We start from the raw sequence: 21,330 nt of genomic DNA, 5'->3' as shown, positions 1-21,330 counted from the left end.
AACCACTTGATGAAGGCCATTCAAAGGAGAACCGGTGATCAAGGCGCAGCCCCACACCCACAGCGCGTGGACACGTGAAGACTGGCTTGCCTACGCAGATCGCGTACTCGCAGGAGCGATGAAATGGGCATCACCAACCGGTGCGCGGATCACCCCTCCAGGGGCAGAGGGCGGATACGGTCACGACGTAGATGGTCTTGAAGGGTTTGCACGCACTTTCCTACTCGCTGGTTTCCGTATCACGGGTGCTCGTGGCGTCGGAGTCGACCATCTCATTGACTTCTACACCCGTGGAATCATCGCCGGTGTAGATCCGGAGAACCCTGAACGCTGGGTCCGTCTTGACGAACACGCCCAGGCGAAGGTCGAGGCTGCATCGCTCGCGTTAATCCTTGACATGACACGCCCATGGATCTGGGAAAAGCTGGACGAACTCACGCAACAGCGCGTGATTGACTATCTCGCACCAGTCGTGGGAGACGCAACCTATCCGCCAACCAACTGGCTGTGGTTTCGGGTGGTCGTTCAGACCTTCCTGCGTTCTGTCGGCGGCCCATGGTCCGCTCAGGACATCGAGGATGACCTCGCCCTCCACGACTCGCTACAACGCGAGGACGGCTGGATCAGCGATGGCCCAGAGCGCTCCTACGACCACTACGTGGGCTGGGCGCTCCACCTCTACCCAGTGCTGTGGACTGCGATGCGCGGCGCGAGGGAACTCGCCGGTGACCGTATCGACCGCGACAAGAAAGCCCTCGATCGATTCCTGCAGGACGCGGTCACACTGATTGGCGCCGATGGTTCGCCACTCATCCAGGGGCGCAGCCTCATTTACCGTTTCGCCGCCGCCGCGCCGTTCTGGGCTGGCATCATCGCGGAGGTTCCCTCCGTCTCCGCTGGGATGCTGCGTACGGCGGCGGAGCGAATCATCCGTCACTTCGAGGATCACGATGTTCCCAACGAGCAAGACGTGCTCTCGCTGGGGTGGCACGACGAATGGTGCCCGCTCGCACAGTCCTACTCCGGGCCAGGCTCGCCCTACTGGGCGGTCAAGGGACTACTCGGTGTGGCACTCCCTGCCGATCACCCAGTCTGGCAGGCTCCCGCGCAACCACTACCGATTGAGACCAGCGACGAACTGCGCACTGTTCGCTCAGCAGGCTGGATCATTTCGGGAACCAGCGCCGATGGCATCGTGCGTATCGTCAACCACGGGACCGACCACGCAGCCGCGGGTGTACTCGTCGGCGATTCGCCACTGTACGCGCGCATCGGATATTCCACGGCAACCGCGCCGCTGCTCGATGACCAAGCCTACGAGCAGCCACTCGAACAGTCAGTGAGCCTCGTGGACGCACACGGCAACGCCACGCACCGCGCTGCAATGGAACTTCTCGACACCCGCGTGGATGGGATGGTGGGTGTAAGCGCCGCGACCTGGCAGGCACACTGGCTCGACCCGCAATGGGTCCCACAACGCCACGGCTCCGGCCTCGGTGGTGAGATCACGGTGGCAGGACGCCTCACGGTCAACTCCCTCGTGCGCGGCCCCTGGGAGGTTCGCGTCGTTGAGGTGAACGCCCTCGAGACAACCGAACCACTGACCCTGCGGATCGGCGGCTGGGCACTGTCTGGAACCAACCCAACCGGTGAAGCTGTCGGCGACATCGCCCGCACCACCCTAGCGGAGCTGACCAGCGAAACCCGAGGGCTCGTCGCCAATCAAAGCGGCCGGATCGAGACCCGGCACAGCGCAAGCCCACTCGGCGTCGCAAGCGCGGTGCCACTCCTTGAAACCCCCGCAGCGCAGGGCGCCACCGTGGCCGCCCTCATCAGCCTGACGGGCGCCGGAACTCCGGCAGCAACACACAACCCCACATTCACGCTCACCCATGGCGGTGGTCAGCGCGTGGCGGATGTTCTCTGGCCAGATGGGGTACACACCACAACCCCACTCACAGAATCCCGGATCGCTGGACAGGCGAAAAGGTAACCCTTGGAGGGGACTGAGCAGTCCCCGACCCGTAAGAAAGATTGCAAAGGAGCAACACCCAATGAACCGCAAGTTCACTGCTGCCGTCGGCATCGCCCTCGCGGCGTCCCTGTCGCTGGCATCCTGCAGCTCAAGCACCGAGCCAAACGAAAACGAGTCGTCCGCCCCGAACGCCTCCACGGACGCTCCAGGTTCAGATGAGAAAGTGAAACTCACACTTTCTGGCTGGTCGCTCGACACCACCCCGGAGTTCCAACTACTCGCCGACGGATTCACCGCACGCAACCAGAACGTCGAGATCGAAGTCATCCAATATGACGCAACCGACTACAACACCCTCCTGACCACCGACCTCGCCGCAGGCAAGGGGCCAGACATCATCACCCAGAAGGAGGTCAAGTTCGTCTCGACCTTCCAAGAGGGCGGTCAACTCCTAGACGTCTCCGACCTGACGCTCCCCGAGGGAATCGGCGGTGTTGACTCGTACACCATCGACGGCAAACTCTACGCGGCACCATACCGCCAAGACGTATGGGTTGTCTTCTACAACAAGGATCTGTACGAGGCAGCCGGCGTGGACATCCCAACCGGCAACTGGACCTGGGACGACTACACCAAGACCCTCGAAGACCTCAAGGCGAAGCTTCCCGCCGACGTCTACCCGCAGTACGTCCACGGCTGGCAGTCCACCGTACAGGGACTGTCCAACGCCCAGGCCGGTGCGGACATCCTTGCAGGCACGTACGGACACCTCGCCGAGGATTACGACCGTCAACTCGCCTACCAGGACGCTGGTCTGCAGGTTGACTTCAACACCCGCAACTCCAACCAACTGACCTACCAGGGCGAATTCGGCACCCAGAAGGCAGCCAACCTGCTCATGGGAACCTGGTACACCGCAACCCTTATCTCGCAGCAGGCATCGGGTGAGGCCCAGGACTTTGAATGGGGCATGGCACCAGTGCCACAGCGCACCGCAAGCAACACCCCGGTGACCTTCGGCGACCCGACAGGATTCGCAATCAACGCAAACATCGATGATGCAAAGCTCGAAGCCGCGAAGGCCTTCCTCGAGTACGCAGCAGGTACCGATGCTGCTTCGGCGCTCGCAGGCATTGGCATCACCCCAGCGCTGAAGGACGCGACCGTTGTCGACGCCTACTTCTCCGCAGACGGTGCGCCAACCGACGAACTTTCCCAGTCCGCCTGGTCCACGTATGAAGCATTCGCTGAGAACCCAACCTCATCGCGAACAGCAACAATCCAAGGAATCCTGAACGACCTGCACTCGGCGGTCCTCTCCGGGAACACTGAGGTTGCCGCAGCAATCACAGAGGCTGAGGGACGCGTAGCCAACGAGGCTCCCTGAGTGAATCGGGGCTAATGCCCTCCATGGGGTGGCCGGCTCGACAAACCGGAGTCGGTCACCCTCCCTTTCGCTGATCAAAGAGGTCTTACCATGCCACTCGAGACACAGGCTCTCGCTGCGCCGAAAGAGGGACGGCACAACAGCGTTTCGCAGTCGAAACGGCGCTCCAAACTCGCATTGAGGAACACCCTGATCGGGTGGAGCTTCATCCTTCCGAACTTCATCGGCTTTGCGGCGTTGACACTCACCCCGGTGATTGTCCTGTTCTACATGTCATTTACCAACTGGAACATCTTTGGAAACCCAGACTGGGTCGGTCTGGCCAACTTCCAACGGCTTCTAGGCGACAGCAGTTTCCGCATCTCCCTGTTCAACACCATCTACTATGCTGCGCTGCACGTGCCGCTGACAATCGTCATCTCGCTCGGCCTGGCAATCCTGCTGAACCAGAAACTCAAGGGCGTCGCATTCTTCCGCACCGTCGCGTTCTTCCCCTACATCACCTCCATCGTGGCTATCGCGGTGGTATGGAACCTGCTGTTCAGTCCCGACTACGGCCCCATCAACGAGATCCTGCGATTCTTTGGGCTTTCCAATCCTCCAGGTTGGTTGACCTCCAACGAATGGGCTATGCCTGCGGTCGTCATCGTGGGGACCTGGCGCGACATGGGCTACTACATGGTGCTTTTCCTTGCAGGTCTGCAAACAGTCCCGCGCGAACTATACGAGGCAGCGCGAGTCGACGGAGCGAGTGCATGGCAGCGCTTCACCAACGTGACCCTGCCGTGCCTGCGACCAACCATGTTCTTTGTGACGGTCATGCTTACCATCAACTCGCTCAAGATCTTCGACCTGATCCTCGTCATGACACAGGGTGGTCCGGGCCAGTCCACGATGGTCCTCGCACAGTTCATCTACCGCAAGGGATTCCAGGAGAACCAGTTCGGATACTCCTCATCCGCCGCAGTCGTGCTGTTCCTGCTCTGCATCAGCGTAACCATTGTTCAGTTCCTCTGGAACAAGAAGAGGAGTGACTGATGTCCCAGATCACTGCTGCCGACCAGACCAAGAAGGGTCTGCGTAAACTCAGCGAGTCAGCGAGCGCCGGTGCGTCCTCGGACCAGCCCAAATACACGCCAGTTCAGCGTGTGGGGCGGGCGATCGTCTACGTCATCATGATCATTGCCGCAGCTGGAATCCTGTTGCCGTTCTTCTGGATGATCATGAGTTCGCTCAAATCCTCCAACGAGGTGTTCACCGCTCCGATCGTCTGGATTCCCGAGACCTTCATGTGGAGCAACTACGTCGATATCTGGACCAAGTCCGATATCTTCGTGTGGACCCGCAATACCCTGGTCCTCTCCGTTGCGGTGACGTTCTTGCAGGTCTTGACCGGTTCGTTTGCCGCGTATGGTTTCGCCAAAATCCGTTTCCCCGGCCGTGACATCCTCTTCTTGACCTACATCGGAACCATTGCCGTGCCATGGCAGTCCTACATGATCCCGCAGTTCGTGATCCTCAGCAAGGTGGGTCTGACCAACACCCTGTGGGCAATCATCCTCCTGCAGGCGTTCGGTGCCTTCGGCGTGTTCCTCATGAAGCAGTATTACGAGACGATCCCCGAGGAACTGTCCGAGGCCGCCCGAATCGATGGCCTCACGGAATACGGCATCTGGCGTCGCATCGTGCTCCCACTGACCATTCCCGCAATCGCGAGCCTGTCCCTGCTGACCTTCGTGAACACGTGGAACGACTACATCGGACCGCTGATCTACCTGCGCAGTCCAGAACTGTGGACGCTGCAACTCGGTCTGCGCAGTTTCGTCACCAACCTGTACGACGCGAACTATGCGCTTCTGTTCACCGGCCTCACGTTGTCCGTGGTGCCTATCGCGATCATCTTCCTCCTCGGCCAGAGGTACTTCGTTGAGGGCGTCGCAACAAGTGGAATGAAGGGTTAGGACCATGAGGCGCATCTCGTTCGATACCTTCACCTTTGCCTTCCAGGTTGTCTATCTGGGACTCATGACCAACCTGCTTCTGCTGTTGGCGGCGTCCCCTCTGGTCCTGCTGCTACTCATGACCGACCCCGCCACATCCTGGCCGGCGATCGCGGTCGCTGCCGTGTTCGCCGCCCCGGGCCTGGCGGCCGCCTGCGGGGTATTTCGCCAGTACACGCAGGGCAACGGCGAGGTGGCTCGTGCGTTCATCGCTTCGTACCGCAGAACCTGGCGCAAGGCGCTCATCATCGGCCTCGTCGCTGTCTCTGGGCTCGCGGTCCTGCTCGTGGATGTCCGCCTGGCAGGGGCGAGCGAGATCGGTGCGATGTTCGTTCCGGTGCTTCTCGTCCTTGCTGTGCTCGTGGCGATGACCGCGCTGATCAGCCTTATCGCGCTCGCGGAGGAGCCTGCGGCACGGCTGCGCGATATCGCCCGCGCCGCTCTGGTTCTCGGCGTTCGCCGCTGGTACCTCTCGGCGGTGTCCGCCCTCGTGCTCCTCGGCCAGGCGTGGGTGTTCACCTCGATGCCGGTCATCGGAATGGGGGTCACGGCATCCGCTGCGCTCTACCTCGTATGGGCCAACTCGCGATTCACGCTCCGGCCCGTACTCGACCTAGAGGAAGCGGTCGCGTAAGCGACTCCTCTGTATAAGGATTTGATTTTTATGACGACCCCGTCCACCACCAGCCCTGCTGTCGCGACCGTTCCTCGCGCCCTGGACGATGCCCTTGCCACCTTACGACGCAACATCGCGAACTTTGGCCTGTCCTACCCGGATGACACCACCACGAACGGCAAATATCTGCTGCGTCCGGCAGCGGGGCCGTTCACGGTGGGGGCCAACCGTGGGTGGACCACGAGTTTTTGGCCGGGCTCCTATTGGATAGCCTTTGAACTGACTGGCGACGAGTCGTTCCAGACGGCGGCTGTGGCTCACGCACGCGACTTCGCTCGTCGTGTGGATCAGGAAGAAGACCTGGAGACGCATGACCTGGGGTTTCTGTACACGCTCGCCGCAGTTGCACCGTGGCGTCTGCTGAGGGATGAGGACTCGCATCGAGCCGCGCTCAGCGCGGCTGATCACCTGATGCGCCGGTTCCTGGAGCCCGCCGGGATCATCCAGGCATGGGGCGACCTGAATGATCCGGTGCAGCGCGGCCGTACCATCATCGACTCGCTCATGAACCTGCCGCTGCTGACCTGGGCTCACGAACAGAGCGGCGAGGAGCGGTTCATCCAAGCCGCACGCAGGCATATTGAGCAACTGCGGGTACACATCATCCGCGAGGACAACACGACGTTCCACACGTTCTACTGGGATCCGGTCACGGGGGACCCGCTGCGTGGTGCGACTGAACAGGGCGCCGCAGATGACTCATGTTGGGCTCGTGGCCAGGCGTGGGGCATTTACGGCTTTGCGCTGAACAACCGGGTTCTGGGCGATTCGCGCCTGCTTGAGGCATCGCGCCGCTGCGCTGAACACTTCCTTGCGCTTCTGCCGCAGGACCAGGTGCCGTACTGGGACATGATCTACACCGACCCGTCCGAGATGCCTCGCGACAGTTCCTCGGGCGCAATCGCGGTGTGTGGCCTGCTTGAACTCGCGGATCAGGAGGACGACGCGGAACGCGCCGCACGCTGGCGGTCTGCTGCTTACCGGATACTCGATTCACTGATTAAGAACTACACGCCAAAGAGCCCTGAGGATAGCGATGCGCTGATCCTTGAGAGCGTGTATGACTTTCCCAAGAGCGTCGGGGTCAACGAGGGTTCCCTGTGGGGCGACTACTTCTATATGGAAGCCCTTATGCGGGTGGCACGACCAGAATGGAAACCGTACTGGTGAGGCTCGTTAGTATTCGTACCGACCGGGGCGTGCGTCCGGCCGTTGTTGTAGAGATTGCAGGTGTAGATCGGGTAGCCGAGTTACCCTCTGTGATCCCTTCCACCTTGAGCGTGCTTGTGGAACTCGAAGCTCGCGCAATAGCCGCGCAGTTCGCAGCCTCAATCACTGCAGAGGCCCCGGCCCTTACTGGGACCGCGTTAGACGTACCTGTTCGGCCAGGGAAACTCATCTGCCTCGGATACAACTACCGTGGACACGTTCCCGATGGGCAAGACCCCACGGCTAATGACCCGGAGTTCCCGGATGTCTTTGTCAAGACCCCCAACACCTATGCCGGGCCACACGACCCTGTCCGTATTCCGCATGGTGCGCAGGACGTGGACTACGAGGGTGAGGTTGCCGTCGTGATCGGACGTCGCGCCCACCAGGTTCCGCTCGATACGGCGCTCGACTACGTTGCCGGATACACGATCCTCAATGACGTGTCTGACCGCGCGTGGCAGCGCAGGCAGAGCCAGTGGGCGCTCGGCAAATGTTCGGATGGCTTCGCGCCGATGGGTCCGTGGGTGGTGACCCCGGATGAGGTGCCCGATCCACAGGACCTGCTCGTTGAGGTGATCCGCGATGGTGCGGTGACCGTCTCGCAGAACACCTCGACCACGATCTTCTCGGTGGCCTTCGTCATCCACCACATCAGTTCGGTGCTCACGCTTGAGCCCGGAGACATCATCTCGACGGGAACTCCCCAGAAACTTCCCGAGGTTGGGGAGAGCCACCGTCCGCTCGCGCACGGTGACCAGGTCACCGTGCGCATCTCGCACCTGGGTGAACTCACCACCCGTTTTGTCAGTGACCAGGAGGTTCACACATGATTTTGGATTCCTTCAGCCTGGAGGGGCGCGTAGCGCTCATCACCGGCTCCGCGCGTGGCCTCGGCCAGGGTGCGGCGGTTGCGCTCGCTGAGGCTGGCGCGGATATCGCTCTGCTCGACCGGAGCTCGGCAGAAGAGACTGCGGCGTTGATTGAAGCGCGTGGCGGTCGTGTCGTGCGTCTGCAGAGCGACCTTGGTGCAGCAACCCCCGATGAGTTGAGCGCGCACGTTGATGCTGTGGTCGCTGAGCTCGGTCGCCTCGACATCCTGATCAACAACGCAGGCACGATCCGCCGTGCACCGGCTGTGGAACACTCGGCACAGGACTGGGACGAGGTGTTGGCAGTCAACCTCGACGCCGTGTTCCACCTGTCTCAGGCCGCTGGCCGCCACATGATCGCGCAGGGCCATGGACGCATCATCAACGTCGCCTCGATGCTGTCGTTCCAGGGCGGAATCCTCGTGCCCGGCTACACCGCCTCCAAGCATGCCGTGGCGGGCCTGACCAAGGCGTTCGCAAACGAATGGGCTGCATCCGGCGTCACCGTGAACGCTATTGCCCCGGGATACATGGCCACCGACAACACCGCTCCCATCCGCGCTGATGTCGAACGTGAGAAGTCGATCATCTCCCGCATCCCCGCCGGACGTTGGGGTACCCCGCAAGACCTGCAGGGAGCATTCGTGTTCCTCGCCTCCCAAGCGGCCTCATATGTCACCGGCGCGGTCATCCCAGTCGACGGCGGCTGGCTGGTCCGCTAACCCCACACATTCACTTAAGAAGGAGCACACCATGTCCCACCACATTCCACAGCGCTACGCGACCAATCCCGACCAGATTCCACTGATGACCCAGGAGGAACTGCGTGAGACCTACCTCATCGAGGACGTTTTCGTACCCGGCGAGATCGTACTGACCTACACCCATCACGATCGCATCGTGCTCGGCGGCGCGGTTCCCGCAGGCGCGGAACTCGCGTTGACCGGATACCCAGAGATCCGTAGCGACTACTTCCTCGAACACCGTGAGGTCGGCATCATCAACGTGGGTGACACGGGCACGGTCACCGCTGATGGCGAGGCCTACGAACTCATCAAGGGTGCCTGCCTGTACCTGGGCCGCGGAATCAAGGACGTTGCCTTCCGCGATGCTGAGGGTTCGCAGGGCGCACAGTTCTACCTGTTCTCCGCGCCAGCACACACCTCATATCCTGCTGCCTTGGTTCGACCAGGCGAGGGAACGGTGCGGGAACTTGGTGACCAGGTCACGTCAAACCGTCGTTCCCTGAACCAGTACATCCATGAGAACGGCATCAAGAGCTGTCAGATCGTCATGGGCGTCACCACGCTGCACGAGGGTTCGATGTGGAACACGATGCCCGCTCACACCCACGACCGTCGCACGGAGTGCTACCTGTACTTTGACGTGCCGCAGGATGCTCGCGTGATTCACCTGATGGGTGAGCGCGAGGAGACCCGCCACATCATCGTCGGGGACCGCCAGGCAGTCATCTCGCCGTCGTGGTCGCTGCACTCGGGGGTTGGTACCGCAGCCTACTCGTTCATTTGGGCAATGGCCGGTGAAAACCAGGCGTTTGACGACATGGACGCTGCCCCTATCACCGAGCTCAGGTAGTTTGTCTGTCAACTGATAGGGCTGAGGCCAGAACCCTGAAGGGTTCTGGCCTCAGCCCGTTTCTACGTGCCTTTCAAACTGCGGATTGGCGACGAGTTGGCTACGGGAGAAGAGGCTGTTGCGCTGGGGTAACCGGAAATAGCACGAGGTGGAGCACCGCATTCTAGCAGGGCTGGGTCGTGAGGTTGAGGCTTTCTAGTCGAATCGTCGCTAATCATAATGACAAGCGCTGCACCCACGAAAAGCCCGATGCGACGTGACCGTGTATACACGGATTGCTTGCCCACAGTGCATCAATGCGGAACGTTAGCGTTGCCGAGGCGGTGCGGTCGAGCCTCGTACGATCAATTCCGTGGGAATCGGCAGATTGGTGGGTGGGGCGGGCTTCCCTGACTCGATCTGTTCGAGAACAATGCGTACCAACTCGCGGCCCATTTTGGGGAAGTCCTGCTTGATCGTGGTGAGCGGCGGCGCGGAGAACTCGGACAGCGAGATCGCATCGAATCCGACGATCGAGACGTCCTCGGGAACGCGGCGCCCATGTTCGTGTAGGGCCCGGATCAGGCCAAATGCCATCTCGTCGTTGGCGCAGTAGACGGCTGTGATATCAGGATCCCGCGCAATCTCTTGGCCTGCTTGGTAGCCCGACTGTGCGGTCCAGTCGCCCTGCCAGGGCGTGGGGGGTCGAATGCCGAGGCTGAGCAGGTGGTTGTACCAGGTGTCCTTGCGGTCCGCTGCCGGGTGGGACTTTGGGTGTCCAGCAATGTGGTGTACGGTGCGATGTCCGAGGCTGAGCAGATGTTCCACCGCGTCAATCGAACCCTGTACCTGGGTGCTCAGCACGGATGGATACTCGCCGCGAAGCCGGGAGTCGCTCACGGCCACCGGGAGTGCCCGTGGAACGGAAAGGCCCCTGTGGACTGAGTCCCCGGCGTGCACGATGATGAGGCCGTCAACCGTCTGGTTCAGCAGTTTTTTGGGATCGTTGAGGCGTTCGCTCGACTGTGGCTGATGTGCCTGGAACAGGCTGATGGAGTAGCCGCGTTCTTCGAGTGCGTCGGTGATGCTCGCTATGGTCAGGGTTTCACCGGTGCGTTCGAACCGCTGGCTGATGACACCAATGGAGTGGAACTTGCCGTTGCGTAGGGCGCGGGCAGCTCTATTCGGGGTGTACCCGAGCTTCTCCATCGCGTTGATCACGCGCTCGCGGGTGTCCTCCTTGACTGGCTGGGAGCCTGTGGAAACACGCGACACGGTCTGCGCGGACACGCCTGCGAGTCGGGCCACGTCTTGGATTGAGGGGCCTCGGGTTCGTGTGGTGCTTCGTTGCATCCTGTGCATGTTGGCGATCATAGCAACACTATCGTCACAAGAAAATGTTACGTAAACATTCTCCTGTTTTGTGTCTCCCTCACCGTCATAATCGTTATCTTTTTGCAATTATTGCGCTCTTGCGCTGCGATCTTCGAGGCGTAATATGTTTACGTAAACATCTGAAGTGCGGGTCACACAGTGGCCAGATCTGGCGGATTGCTGCGGCGTGTGAAAGCCACTGCAGCAAGCGCGAGGCAAGGACGTCAAGCAATTGTCCGCTCGATCGACGCGCAACAGTTCCGTATTCAAAGACGAAATGCACGGAAGGAAACGCTCACCATGAAGAGCACCAAGAAGTTGTGCGCAATGGCTCTGGCTATCGCACTGCCAGCAACACTCGCTCTAACTGCCTGTGGCAACGACAACGAAGGCACTACGGGCGGGCCCACCGGAAGCAACGGTGACAACACTCTCACCGTGTGGACCTGGGACCCATCCTTCAACATCTACGCGATGCAGGAAGCTGAGAAGGTCTACCAAAAAGACCACCCGGACTTCAAGCTCAACATCGTGGAAACCCCATGGGATGACTTGCAGACCAAACTCACCACGTTGGCTCAGTCACAAGCGTTTGATGAACTACCAGACATCTTTTTGATGCAGAACAACGCATTCCAGAAGAACGTCATCAACTACCCGGACCTGTTCACTGACTTCTCCGACTCGGGCATCGACTTCTCAGAGTTCCCGGATGGCGTTCTCGCCTACTCGGTCCTCGACGGGGTCAACTACGGCGTTCCGTTCGATGCGGGAACTGCAATCGGCGCATATCGCACCGATATTCTCGAAGAGGCAGGCCTCACAATCTCCGATTTCACTGACACAACCTACGAGCGGTTCATCGAACTGGGCGAGCAGGTCAAGAACGAGACTGGAAAGGCGCTCCTGTCCGGAGTAGCAGGTGAGGCTGACACCATCATGATGATGCTGCAGTCCGCCGGAGCGAGCCTGTTTGATGCGGAAGGTAACCCAACCATCACCGACAACGAGGCACTGCTTGCAGCGATCGAGACCTACAAGGAACTCGTGGACAAGGGTATCTTGACCCAGGTCAACTCGTGGGATGAGTACATTGCAACCCTGGTCAACGGTGAGGTTGCAGGCACCATCAATGGTGTATGGATCGTTGGTTCTATTCAAACCGCAGAGGACCAGAGCGGAAACTGGGACATCACCAACTTGCCAAAGCTTGGCACCGCGGGTGCCACCAACTACTCCGCAAACGGTGGCTCATCGTGGGCGATCAGTTCTACTGCGAATGCTGAACTAGCCCAGGACTTCCTGAAAGCAACCTTCGCAGGCTCAACCGAACTGTATGACACGATCCTGCCGCAGGCAGGTGCTGTGGCCAACTGGACCCCGGCAGGGGATTCGAGCGTCTACGCCGAACCACAGGAGTTCTTCAGCGGCGAGCCAATTTTCCAGAAGGTCGTCGAGTTCGGCTCCTCCGTGCCACAGAACAACACGGGTGCCTACTACTACGAGGGCCGTGATGCGGTATCAGCAGCCATCACCCAGATCATCGGTGGAGCAGACCCAGAGACCGCGCTGGCTGATGCTCAGAAGAATGTTGAGTTCGCGATGAACTGAGCATCGTGAGATGAGGCCGAGGAGAGGGATGAGCGAACCTCTCCTCGGCCCACCAATTTGATGCTCCAGAAATTTCGGACGGACAACACCGAAAGGTAGGTGTCGGCAATGGCGCTTGCACTGACACGATCAGCAAAGAAAAAGCCCAGCTCCCATAATCTCTCACCGACGTTGACGCACAATGAGCGCCGCCGGAACCTCACCGGTTGGACGTTCCTGCTCCCAGCCGCGCTCATGATCGCGGTCATGAGCTTCTATCCGATGATTCAAGCCTTCATCCTGTCGCTACAGACCGGACGCGGCACCAAGATGGACTTCGCAGACCCGCTGTACTTCAACTACGCGCGTCTCCTTGAGGATGAAATCTTCAAGATGACCCTGAAGAACACATTCATCTATCTGATCATCCAAGTCCCTATCATGCTGGTCCTGGCATTGATTCTGGCCAACCTGCTCAACGACCGGAACCTGCGGTTCAAGGGCCTGTGGCGCACCGCGATCTTCCTGCCGTGTGCGGTCTCACTCGTGTCGTATTCACTCGTGTTCCGCACCCTGTTCGCAAACGATGGGTTTGTCAACGATGCGTTGACGGGTCTGGGAATCCTGGACAACCCAGTGAACTGGCTTGGTCAGCCGGATACGGCGAGGTTTGTGATCATCCTCGGTTTGATCTGGCGCTGGACCGGCTACAACATGGTGTTCTACCTGGCAGCCCTTCAAAACATCGACTATTCAAGCCTTGAGGCGGCAAAGATTGACGGTGCCAACTCGATCAAGACGTTCTTCTACGTCACGCTGCCGCAACTCAAGCCAATGATCCTGCTCACCGCGATCATGTCCACCAACGGAACGCTGCAACTGTTCGACGAGTCCTGGAACCTTACCCGAGGTGGGCCGGCATACCAGTCGATGACCATGTCCCACTACCTGTACGAGGTGTCCTTCCAGAAGAACCCGAACTTCGGGTACGCCTCGGCGATCTCCTACGTGATCCTGATCCTTGTCGCTGTGCTGGCGCTCGTTCAAATGAGAGTTGGTGATAAGCGTGACTAAGAAATGGCACCGGGTTCCCGGCTATGCATTCCTGACGGTGTTCGCGCTGTTCTCGCTGTTTCCCCTGTACTTCATGCTTGTGTCCGCAACGAACACGAGCCGCGATGTGCTCAACTCCAAACTGATTCCGGGCACACATCTGCTGAGCAACCTGCAGGTGCTCATGGATCAGACCAATCTTGGGGCCGCGCTGTGGTACTCCTCGCTGTACGCGGTCGGCACGACAGTGCTGGCTCTGGTGATCTGCTCGATCGCGGGATATGGCTTCGAGGTCTATCACTCCAAGGGCAAGGACATTGTCATGGGGATCCTGTTGCTCGCGATGATGATTCCCTTTGCGGCAATCATGATCCCGCTGTTTCGGATGTTCGCGGACTTCGGGATGGTGAACTCGGCGTGGGCTGTCATCCTGCCCGCGGTCTCGACACCGTTCCTGATCCTGCTGTTCAGGCAGGCCTCACGTAACTTCCCGCACGAGATCCTTGAGGCGGCGCGTCTTGATGGGTTGAGCGAGATCGCGATCTTCGCGCGCATCTATGCGCCAACCATGCGCGCGACCTATTCGGCCGCAGCGGTTATCACGTTCATGACGGCGTGGAACAACTTCCTGTGGCCCAAGGTCATCTTGGTCAAGAACGAATATCAGACGATGCCAATGCTCATCTCCAACCTGAGCGCTGGCTACGTCACCGATTATGGGGTCCTCATGCTGGCCGTGCTGATCGCCTCGCTTCCCGCGATGATCATCTTCTTGGTTCTGCAGCGCAGCTTCGCCGAGGGCATGACAGGAGCTATCAAGTGACGTTTCAGTATTCGCGGATTGCCGATCCGCTCTATGTCTCAGAGAACAGGGTCGGGGCGCATTCGGATCATCGCTGGTTTGCGTCCGCTGCGGAGGCCCGCAGAGGGGTGAGCTCGTTTGAGCAGTCCCTGAATGGACAGTGGTGCTTCCACTATGCCTCGACTGCCGACGAGTCCCCGGCCGGGTTCGAGAGCCCAGAATTCGATGTGTCGCTCTGGCATGAGATTCCGGTTCCGGCGCACATCCAGATGCACGGCTTTGACCGACCACACTACGCGAACACGCAGTACCCGTGGGATGGTCACGACCAGATCATGCCGGGTCAGATCCCCGAGCGCTTCAACCCGGTGGCGAGTTACGTCAAGAGGTTCACGCTGGATACCCCGGTGGGTGTCGGCGAACGGGTGACGGTTGTGTTCCACGGCGCGGAGAGCGCGCTCGCGGTGTGGCTGAACGGGCATTACATCGGCTATGGCACGGATTCGTTCACCCCGAGTGAGTTTGATCTGACCGATCACCTGGCCGATGGCGAGAATGTGCTTGCCGTTCAGGTATTCAAGTGGAGTGCTCACTCGTGGATTGAGGATCAGGACTTCTACCGGTTCTCTGGTCTGTTCCGTGACGTGGTGTTGTACCGGCAGCCAGTGGCGCATGTACGCGACGTGCGGGTCCGGGCTACGTTGTCCGAGGACCTGTCGGGCGCGGAGTTGGCGGTGAGGGTGGATCTGACCGGCGGCAGTGCGGTGGTTCGGCTGGCTGATGGCACACAGTTGAAGGACCTGGGCGATGGCACGTTCGTGACCTGGCTTGATCAGCCTCGACTGTGGAGCGCCGAGCATCCGCACCTGTACGAGGTTCTCATCGAGGTTCGCGACCCGGACGGCGAGATCGTGGAGGTCGTTCCACAGCGGGTGGGCGTACGCCGGTTCGCACTTGAGGACGGCGTGTTTAAGATCAACGGTCAACGGATCGTGTTCAAGGGTGTCAACCGGCACGACTTCGGCCTCAACGGGCGGGTGGTCACGCGCGAGGAGACGGAGGCTGATGTCCGCACGATCAAGGCGCTCGGGCTCAACTCCGTGCGAACCAGCCATTACCCGAACAACTCGTATTTCTATGAGTTGTGCGATGAGTATGGCCTGTACGTTATCGACGAGATGAACCTGGAGAGCCACGGGCTGTGGGACCGCATCCGCTATCACGACGCACCTGACTCCGAGGCCGTTCCCGGCGACCGTCCCGAATGGCTCCCAGCCCTGCTGGATCGTGCCCGGTCGATGGTGGAACGCGACAAGAACCATCCGTGCATCGTGATGTGGTCGTGCGGCAATGAGTCCTACGGCGGTTCCAACCTTGCGAAGGTCACGGAGTACTTCCACGAGGTCGACGACCGGCCGGTGCACTACGAGGGCGTCGCGTGGGATCCACGCCATCCCGAGACTACGGATGTGCACAGTGAGATGTACACGCCTGCGGCAAAGGTCGAGGAGTATCTGAGGGAAAACCGCGAGAAACCGATGATTCTGTGCGAGTTCGCGCATGCGATGGGCAACTCGTTCGGGGCCGTGGACCGGTACATTGATCTTGCCTATCGAGAACCGCTCTTCCAAGGTGGCTTCATCTGGGACTTCGCCGATCAGGCGATTGCGATGACCGATCGTTTCGGTCAGCGGTTCTTCGGCTATGGCGGAGACAACGGCGAGGCACCGCACGATGGTGACTTCTGCGGCAATGGCATCCTGTTCGCGGACCACTCACCCAAGCCGTTCACGCAAGAGGTCACCCACGTGTATCGGGACATCGTCACCCGGATCGAGCGTGACGCCCTGACGATCGAGAACCGGTACCTGTTCACCAACACCTCCGCATTCGAATGTGTGGTGACCTTGTCGCACGAGGGTGAGGAAATCGCGTCTGAAATCCTCGACACGGATGTTTCCCCCGGACAGGTCAGGCAGTACCCGTTACCCGTGACGATTCCATCTGGTCCCGGCGAATATGCGGTGGACGTGTCCTACCGGCTTCGTGCACCCCAGCGCTGGGCTGAGGTCGGCCACGAGGTGGCATGGGACCAGGCCGTGTTTGGCTCGTTTGTTCCTTCCCCCTCCGTCCCGGCCGCTCCCGAGATCGTGGATGGCATCCATAACATCGGGGTGCACGGAAAGAACTTCACTGTGCTGTTCTCGCGACTGTACGGCGGCATGCAATCCTACCGATTTGGTGGAGGCGGACCCGAGCATGAAATCCTGCGGGGTATGCCGACACCCAACTTCTGGCATGCACCCACCTCGAACGAGCGAGGCTGGAATGCTCCATCACTCGATGGGCAGTGGCTCCTTGCCAGCAGATACGCGGTGAGTGAGCGGAGACCGGACCAGCCATTCCTTGAGACGCTTGAGGACAGTGCGCGAGTCACCTACACCTATGATCTGCCAACTGTTCCCGCAAGCCAGGCCGCGCTCAGCTATCGGGTATTCGGCGATGGACGAGTTGCCGTTCAACTGACGGTTGACCCAGGGGATGGTCTCGCAGATGCTCCGGAATGTGGTGTGCTGCTTGCCCTCGACCCTGAACTCGACCAGTTGACCTGGTACGGCGAAGGGCCGGAGGAGAGTTATTCGGACCGACGTCTTGGCGCACGCCTTGGCGTGTACTCGGCTCCGGTGGCGACGCAGTTGACGCAGTACCTGCGGCCGCAGGAGGCGGGCAACCACACCGGGGTGCGGTGGGCAACTGTCAGCGACGCTCGCGGGCGGGGCTTACGCTTTGAGGGTTCGGGCATGGAATTCTCGGCACTTCCTTGGACCCCCTTCGAGGTCGAGAATGCGCTGCACCACACGGAGCTTCCCCCGGTACATCGCACCATCGCTCGACCCGCCCTCATGCGTAGGGGAGTGGCGGGAGATGACACGTGGGGTTCGCAAACGCATCCGGAGTTCCGGCTGCCTGCAGACAGGCAGCTGATCTTCGAGTTCTCTTTCATCGGAATCAACGCGTAAAAACACTAAAGGGCTGGGGTCACAACACTCGAATGTCGTGACCCCAGCCCTTTAGCGTCTGATGGGGCGCTTATGCGTTCATGATCAGAATTTCAAGTACGCTACACGTTCTTGAAGACGTGCCGCGACCTGTGCCAGTTCTGCGATGGAGTGATTCATCTGAGTGACGGTGTCGGCGTTTTCTCCGGCAGCGGTTGCAACGCTCTGGATGTTACCGGCGATATCACGTGATCCACTCGCCGCTTCGGTAACAGACCGCGACATTTCGTTTGTTGTCGAAGTCTGCTCTTCAACCGCAGAAGCAATAGTCATTTGATAGTCATTGATAGAGGTGATGATCTGTGAGATTTCATCAATGGACGTGACTGTCTCTGATGTATCGCTTTGAATTGAGTCGATCCGGCGTGCGATGTCCTCAGCAGCACGTGCTGACTCGGTTGCGAGTTCCTTGACTTCTGCCGCAACAACAGCGAAGCCCTTACCTGCTTCGCCTGCACGTGCAGCTTCGATAGTAGCGTTTAGCGCAAGAAGGTTAGTCTGCTCTGCGATAGAGGTAATGAGTTTAACAACATCACCGATCTCGGCTGATGATTTTCCGAGGCGGGCAACTCGCTCATTAGTTAGCAGCGCAACCTGCTGTGCGTTTCCAGCGACATTGGCGGCTTCGGAAGAGTTCTGGGCGATTTCCCGGATGGAACTTCCCATCTGTTCTGCTCCGGCAGCCACCGTTTCGATTGACCGGGATACTTCCTCCGAAGCGGTAGCGACAACTGCTGCCTGAACTGAGGTTTCTTCTGATCCGGTAGCTACCTGCGTGGCGCCCGCCGCCATTTCCTCAGCGGCAGCTGCAACCGTATTCGAAGTTTCGACAACGTCGGCTGCCAATTCAGTGAGTTGCTGCTGCATGGTAGTCATGTTTGCTGCGAGTTGACCAATTTCGTCGTTGCCCGTAGTACTTGTCCGAACAGTGTAGTCACCGGCTCCAACCTGCGCCATGACCTGCCCGACATCCTCTATACGACGCCCAATAGTGCGGGCGATGCGCAGCGAAATGATGATAGCAAGCACCGAGCCAAGGAGGGTGGCAACTACGAGGAATATGTCAGCAAATAGGACCTCGCGGGAGTTCTGCTCCATGAGAGTTTCAGCGTTGCTGACTTGTTGGTCGCTCTCGGCTTTGATTGCGTCCATAACCTCTGTCGTTGCAGGTCGAACGAAGTTCTCGAACATGGTGTTAGCCGCACCCATGTTGTCTGCGTCTACTAACGGAAAGAAATCTTCTTCTGCAATCTTGTAGTACTTCTCAAGAGTTTCACGAATAAGGGTCAGCCCCTCGTCATCACCTTTTAACTCTTGGTACGCATCAAGCAGAGAGTTGAGTTCACCGCGCCGTTCTGTCAACTCCTGTCTGAGCGTTGCACGCTGGTTGGAATCTGAGATGGCGTATTGGATGACGCGCGCCCGGTCACCCTGGTAGGAACGTTGTATGTCAGATAACACAGATAAAGGACGAACACTCTGGTCGTACAGTTCGTTTATCCTTGCGTCTCCTTGGGTTAGAGAGACTATTGCAATGATCAGTGCGATCAGCGCTGCACCAAACATAGTTGCTACGCTCGTAGCGATTTTGACGAACACAGGTTGGTCTACCCATTTTTTGCTGCCGTGTCGTTTCTGGCTCATGCGTTCACTCCTTCGATGGCGTTAGCAATACCATCGGACGAGAACCGCCGGGCATGACGAAATAGTCATGGTGGTGCGTGTCTCATCACTACGGTTGAGCATGGAACGATACGCATTGCTATGTGTGAGCGGTCAACGGGTAGGAGCCGAGTCTAGCGCGGTAGTTCATCGCGCGGACGGCGGCCGAGACAGACGTCAGCTTTCACGCACTTGACGATACAACTGCGCTGCATCAATACGAGCTAGCGATTGACGTAAAACATCAGAGTCATACGTTCCTTCAGACCGTGCGAGGCGAAGTTCACGGTACTGAAGATTGCTGCGCTCGGTGGCCAGTTCCTCGGCAGACATGTGTGCTTTACGTTCCTCGGTGATTGAGTCGCCCGCTTTACGGACACGTTTGGACAAAGCGCGTGTTTGACTATCGAGAACCTGTTGATTTCTCACCGGAGCGAACCGTGAGATCACCGGACGTAGTGACAATCCTTGAACCAGCAGCGACGCCGTTGCCGTAATGAATGCGATGAGGATCAGCAGGGATCGATGTGGAGTGTGCTCTGGGAGGGTCTGGGCTGCGGCAACGGTAATGGCGCCGCGCATCCCCGCCCATACGAGCACGACACCGGCGCCCTTGCCAAGCGGCTGGTTCAGGTAATAGTTGGTGTCAGCGAAGAAACGATGGAACCGCTTGGCCATGCGGCCGCGCCGCACCTCATCCGGTATGAGATCAGTCAACTTTGTGTCCGGGTGCTCTACGCGGAAACTGTCGCGAGCCGCTGTGAACTGGTCCCGCATATGAGCGGACCGACGATTCCTGCTCCGTAGCCACAGCAGCAGTGGCGCGAGAAAACCGGCACGTATCACGAGGGTCAGCGCGAGGGCTCCGAATGCACCGACGAAGGCGATCGATACGCCCTCATGATCGGAGATGACCTGATCGACCAGCGAGGTGACCTGCAATCCCATCAGGAGGAAGATTGCTCCCTCAAGCACGATCTCGATGGGTTTCCAGGTCTGCCGGTCGGACATACGCTGTTCGGCGTTGAGCCAGCGGATGGAACCATGCCCGGTTACCAGCCCCGCAGCCACGGCAGCGACCAGACCAGAAGCCCCGATGTGCTCTGCAGGGACCGATGCCAGGAATGGGGTCACGAACGACAGCACCGTTGAGACGGGAGCCTCGGTCGCCTTGGCACGCAATCGCAGCACAAGCCAGCCCGAGACGACGCCGATGAGCGAGGCGGCGGTGATGGAGAAGAGGAACTGTCCGAGCGTTTCCCAGAACGAGAACGTTATCGCAGCAGCAGCTATCGCGGTGCGCAGCAACACGAGCGCGGTCGCGTCATTGAACAGGGATTCACCCTCAAGGATGGAGATCAGACGACCAGAGAGTCTTGCCTTCTTCGCTATTGCCGTTGCCGCGGCATCCGTGGGGCTGACGACGGCACCAAGGGCAATACCCCACCAGAGATTGAGGCCCGGAATAACCAGGGTGAAAAAGAAACCGAGGACAACCGCCGACACCACAACCAGCACGATCGACAGGGCGGAGATGGTGGACAGTTCGCGTCGAAAATCAGTGCTCGGCATTGCGACGGCAGCCGCGTACAGCAGCGGCGGGAGAAGGCCCGCCAGAATCCACTCAGGATCGAGTTCGAATCCCGTGAGCGCAGGTATGAAACTGGCTCCGATACCGATCAGCACAAGGAGAAGCGGCGCCGCCACCCCAATCTTCGGCGCGACCGCGTTCGTGAGCGCGATGATGACAAGCGCGGCGGCAATGTATGCGAGAACTTCCATGACTCTCCTGAAGTGGTTTCAGTGCCGTGACGATCTTGAGTCGGTGAGAACGTGAGAGCACAGAAGCATGATTACACCGGCAATCGGCAGCACGGGCAGACCCCGCTGAACAGAACAAAATATGCCTTCTGGCTTGGCGGGGTAGCGGGGCCATGAGTTCGAGCGTACTCAGGGCAGGGGAAACGTGTCCACTGTTGGGTATGAGGCCAATGGGTGCTCCTGAATTCGATGGGGCCTCTTATGTCCGCCTGCACCAGAAATATTTGGGTAGATGGGACAAAAATGCCCCATCGAGTGTCACTCGGCGGGGGACT

General features: G+C 59.5%; 16 protein-coding genes. 13 read left to right on the top strand and 3 right to left on the bottom strand.

What is annotated here, in order from left to right; all coding sequences use genetic code 11:
- Nucleotides 1-34: 34 nt before the first annotated feature.
- The 9 genes from ACFSYH_RS06145 (at nucleotide 35) to kduI (ending at nucleotide 9,715) form a co-directional block, all read left to right on the top strand.
- Entirely contained in the window at nucleotides 35-1,993 is a 1,959-nt protein-coding gene (locus tag ACFSYH_RS06145) for a DUF2264 domain-containing protein (RefSeq protein WP_377465833.1), read from the top strand.
- A gap of 61 nt (nucleotides 1,994-2,054) precedes the next feature.
- On the top strand, nucleotides 2,055-3,362 hold the full coding sequence (locus tag ACFSYH_RS06140; RefSeq protein WP_377465832.1) for an ABC transporter substrate-binding protein: 1,308 nt from the start codon (nucleotides 2,055-2,057) through the stop codon (nucleotides 3,360-3,362).
- Nucleotides 3,363-3,452: 90 nt separating this feature from the next.
- Entirely contained in the window at nucleotides 3,453-4,400 is a 948-nt protein-coding gene (locus ACFSYH_RS06135) for a carbohydrate ABC transporter permease (protein WP_377465830.1), read from the top strand.
- On the top strand, nucleotides 4,400-5,323 hold the full coding sequence (locus ACFSYH_RS06130) for a carbohydrate ABC transporter permease (RefSeq protein WP_449301327.1): 924 nt from the start codon (nucleotides 4,400-4,402) through the stop codon (nucleotides 5,321-5,323). The genes ACFSYH_RS06135 and ACFSYH_RS06130 overlap by 1 nt, the downstream gene beginning before the upstream one ends.
- A gap of 4 nt (nucleotides 5,324-5,327) precedes the next feature.
- On the top strand, nucleotides 5,328-5,996 hold the full coding sequence (locus ACFSYH_RS06125) for a DUF624 domain-containing protein (RefSeq protein WP_377465829.1): 669 nt from the start codon (nucleotides 5,328-5,330) through the stop codon (nucleotides 5,994-5,996).
- 30 nt (nucleotides 5,997-6,026) lie between these two features.
- On the top strand, nucleotides 6,027-7,208 hold the full coding sequence (locus tag ACFSYH_RS06120) for a glycoside hydrolase family 88 protein (protein ID WP_377465828.1): 1,182 nt from the start codon (nucleotides 6,027-6,029) through the stop codon (nucleotides 7,206-7,208).
- Nucleotides 7,205-8,080: a fumarylacetoacetate hydrolase family protein gene (locus ACFSYH_RS06115; RefSeq protein WP_377465826.1), complete on the top strand. Its 876-nt coding sequence runs from the start codon at nucleotides 7,205-7,207 to the stop codon at nucleotides 8,078-8,080. The genes ACFSYH_RS06120 and ACFSYH_RS06115 overlap by 4 nt, the downstream gene beginning before the upstream one ends.
- Nucleotides 8,077-8,841 carry a 2-dehydro-3-deoxy-D-gluconate 5-dehydrogenase KduD gene (gene kduD, locus ACFSYH_RS06110; protein WP_377465824.1) on the top strand — a complete coding sequence of 255 codons (765 nt, stop codon included), beginning with the start codon at nucleotides 8,077-8,079 and terminating at the stop codon, nucleotides 8,839-8,841. Before ACFSYH_RS06115 ends, kduD begins: the two co-directional genes overlap by 4 nt.
- Before the next feature lie 31 nt (nucleotides 8,842-8,872).
- Nucleotides 8,873-9,715, top strand: coding sequence for a 5-dehydro-4-deoxy-D-glucuronate isomerase (gene kduI / locus ACFSYH_RS06105; protein WP_377465823.1), 843 nt, complete (start codon nucleotides 8,873-8,875; stop codon nucleotides 9,713-9,715).
- A 306-nt stretch (nucleotides 9,716-10,021) separates the two neighbouring features.
- Here the strand turns inward: kduI and ACFSYH_RS06100 are convergent, their stop codons facing one another.
- Nucleotides 10,022-11,047 carry a LacI family DNA-binding transcriptional regulator gene (locus tag ACFSYH_RS06100; protein WP_377465821.1) on the bottom strand — a complete coding sequence of 342 codons (1,026 nt, stop codon included), beginning with the start codon at nucleotides 11,045-11,047 and terminating at the stop codon, nucleotides 10,022-10,024.
- Between the two features lie 321 nt (nucleotides 11,048-11,368).
- Between ACFSYH_RS06100 and ACFSYH_RS06095 the strand changes: the two genes are divergently transcribed.
- The 4 genes from ACFSYH_RS06095 to ACFSYH_RS06080 all read left to right on the top strand — a co-directional run bounded on the left by ACFSYH_RS06095 (nucleotide 11,369) and on the right by ACFSYH_RS06080 (nucleotide 17,533).
- Entirely contained in the window at nucleotides 11,369-12,679 is a 1,311-nt protein-coding gene (locus ACFSYH_RS06095) for an ABC transporter substrate-binding protein (protein WP_377465820.1), read from the top strand.
- Between the two features lie 108 nt (nucleotides 12,680-12,787).
- The gene (locus ACFSYH_RS06090) at nucleotides 12,788-13,732 is read left to right on the top strand and encodes a carbohydrate ABC transporter permease (RefSeq protein ID WP_377465819.1); all 945 of its coding nucleotides are present in this window, start codon (nucleotides 12,788-12,790) and stop codon (nucleotides 13,730-13,732) included.
- The gene (locus ACFSYH_RS06085; protein WP_377465818.1) at nucleotides 13,725-14,534 is read left to right on the top strand and encodes a carbohydrate ABC transporter permease; all 810 of its coding nucleotides are present in this window, start codon (nucleotides 13,725-13,727) and stop codon (nucleotides 14,532-14,534) included. Before ACFSYH_RS06090 ends, ACFSYH_RS06085 begins: the two co-directional genes overlap by 8 nt.
- Nucleotides 14,531-17,533 carry a glycoside hydrolase family 2 TIM barrel-domain containing protein gene (locus tag ACFSYH_RS06080; protein WP_377465817.1) on the top strand — a complete coding sequence of 1,001 codons (3,003 nt, stop codon included), beginning with the start codon at nucleotides 14,531-14,533 and terminating at the stop codon, nucleotides 17,531-17,533. Before ACFSYH_RS06085 ends, ACFSYH_RS06080 begins: the two co-directional genes overlap by 4 nt.
- A gap of 84 nt (nucleotides 17,534-17,617) precedes the next feature.
- On the opposite strand, the gene ACFSYH_RS06075 is transcribed toward ACFSYH_RS06080, so the two are convergent.
- Both ACFSYH_RS06075 and ACFSYH_RS06070 read right to left on the bottom strand, forming a co-directional pair.
- A complete protein-coding gene (locus ACFSYH_RS06075; protein WP_377465815.1) occupies nucleotides 17,618-19,216 on the bottom strand; it encodes a methyl-accepting chemotaxis protein in 1,599 nt (532 codons plus the stop codon).
- A gap of 195 nt (nucleotides 19,217-19,411) precedes the next feature.
- A complete protein-coding gene (locus ACFSYH_RS06070) occupies nucleotides 19,412-21,016 on the bottom strand; it encodes a cation:proton antiporter (protein WP_377465813.1) in 1,605 nt (534 codons plus the stop codon).
- Between the last annotated feature and the right edge of the window lie 314 nt (nucleotides 21,017-21,330).

Origin of the sequence: Populibacterium corticicola (assembly GCF_042683685.1) — a bacterium.
Classification (GTDB): Bacteria; Actinomycetota; Actinomycetes; order Actinomycetales; family Cellulomonadaceae; genus Timonella; species Timonella corticicola.
The sequence above is the reverse complement of the archived record's forward strand: the minus strand, read 5'-3'. Positions and strand labels throughout refer to the sequence as shown.

Excerpts from the sequence above, each read along its gene's own strand:
- ACFSYH_RS06140 (WP_377465832.1), top strand. The coding sequence starts at position 2,055 with ATGAACCGCAAGTTCACTGCTGCCGTCGGCATCGCCCTCGCGGCGTCC.
- ACFSYH_RS06135 (WP_377465830.1), top strand. The coding sequence starts at position 3,453 with ATGCCACTCGAGACACAGGCTCTCGCTGCGCCGAAAGAGGGACGGCAC.
- ACFSYH_RS06130 (WP_449301327.1), top strand. The coding sequence starts at position 4,400 with ATGTCCCAGATCACTGCTGCCGACCAGACCAAGAAGGGTCTGCGTAAA.
- ACFSYH_RS06125 (WP_377465829.1), top strand. The coding sequence starts at position 5,328 with ATGAGGCGCATCTCGTTCGATACCTTCACCTTTGCCTTCCAGGTTGTC.
- ACFSYH_RS06120 (WP_377465828.1), top strand. The coding sequence starts at position 6,027 with ATGACGACCCCGTCCACCACCAGCCCTGCTGTCGCGACCGTTCCTCGC.
- kduD (WP_377465824.1), top strand. The coding sequence starts at position 8,077 with ATGATTTTGGATTCCTTCAGCCTGGAGGGGCGCGTAGCGCTCATCACC.
- kduI (WP_377465823.1), top strand. The coding sequence starts at position 8,873 with ATGTCCCACCACATTCCACAGCGCTACGCGACCAATCCCGACCAGATT.
- ACFSYH_RS06100 (WP_377465821.1), bottom strand. The coding sequence starts at position 11,047 with ATGCAACGAAGCACCACACGAACCCGAGGCCCCTCAATCCAAGACGTG.
- ACFSYH_RS06095 (WP_377465820.1), top strand. The coding sequence starts at position 11,369 with ATGAAGAGCACCAAGAAGTTGTGCGCAATGGCTCTGGCTATCGCACTG.
- ACFSYH_RS06090 (WP_377465819.1), top strand. The coding sequence starts at position 12,788 with ATGGCGCTTGCACTGACACGATCAGCAAAGAAAAAGCCCAGCTCCCAT.
- ACFSYH_RS06075 (WP_377465815.1), bottom strand. The coding sequence starts at position 19,216 with ATGAGCCAGAAACGACACGGCAGCAAAAAATGGGTAGACCAACCTGTG.
- ACFSYH_RS06070 (WP_377465813.1), bottom strand. The coding sequence starts at position 21,016 with ATGGAAGTTCTCGCATACATTGCCGCCGCGCTTGTCATCATCGCGCTC.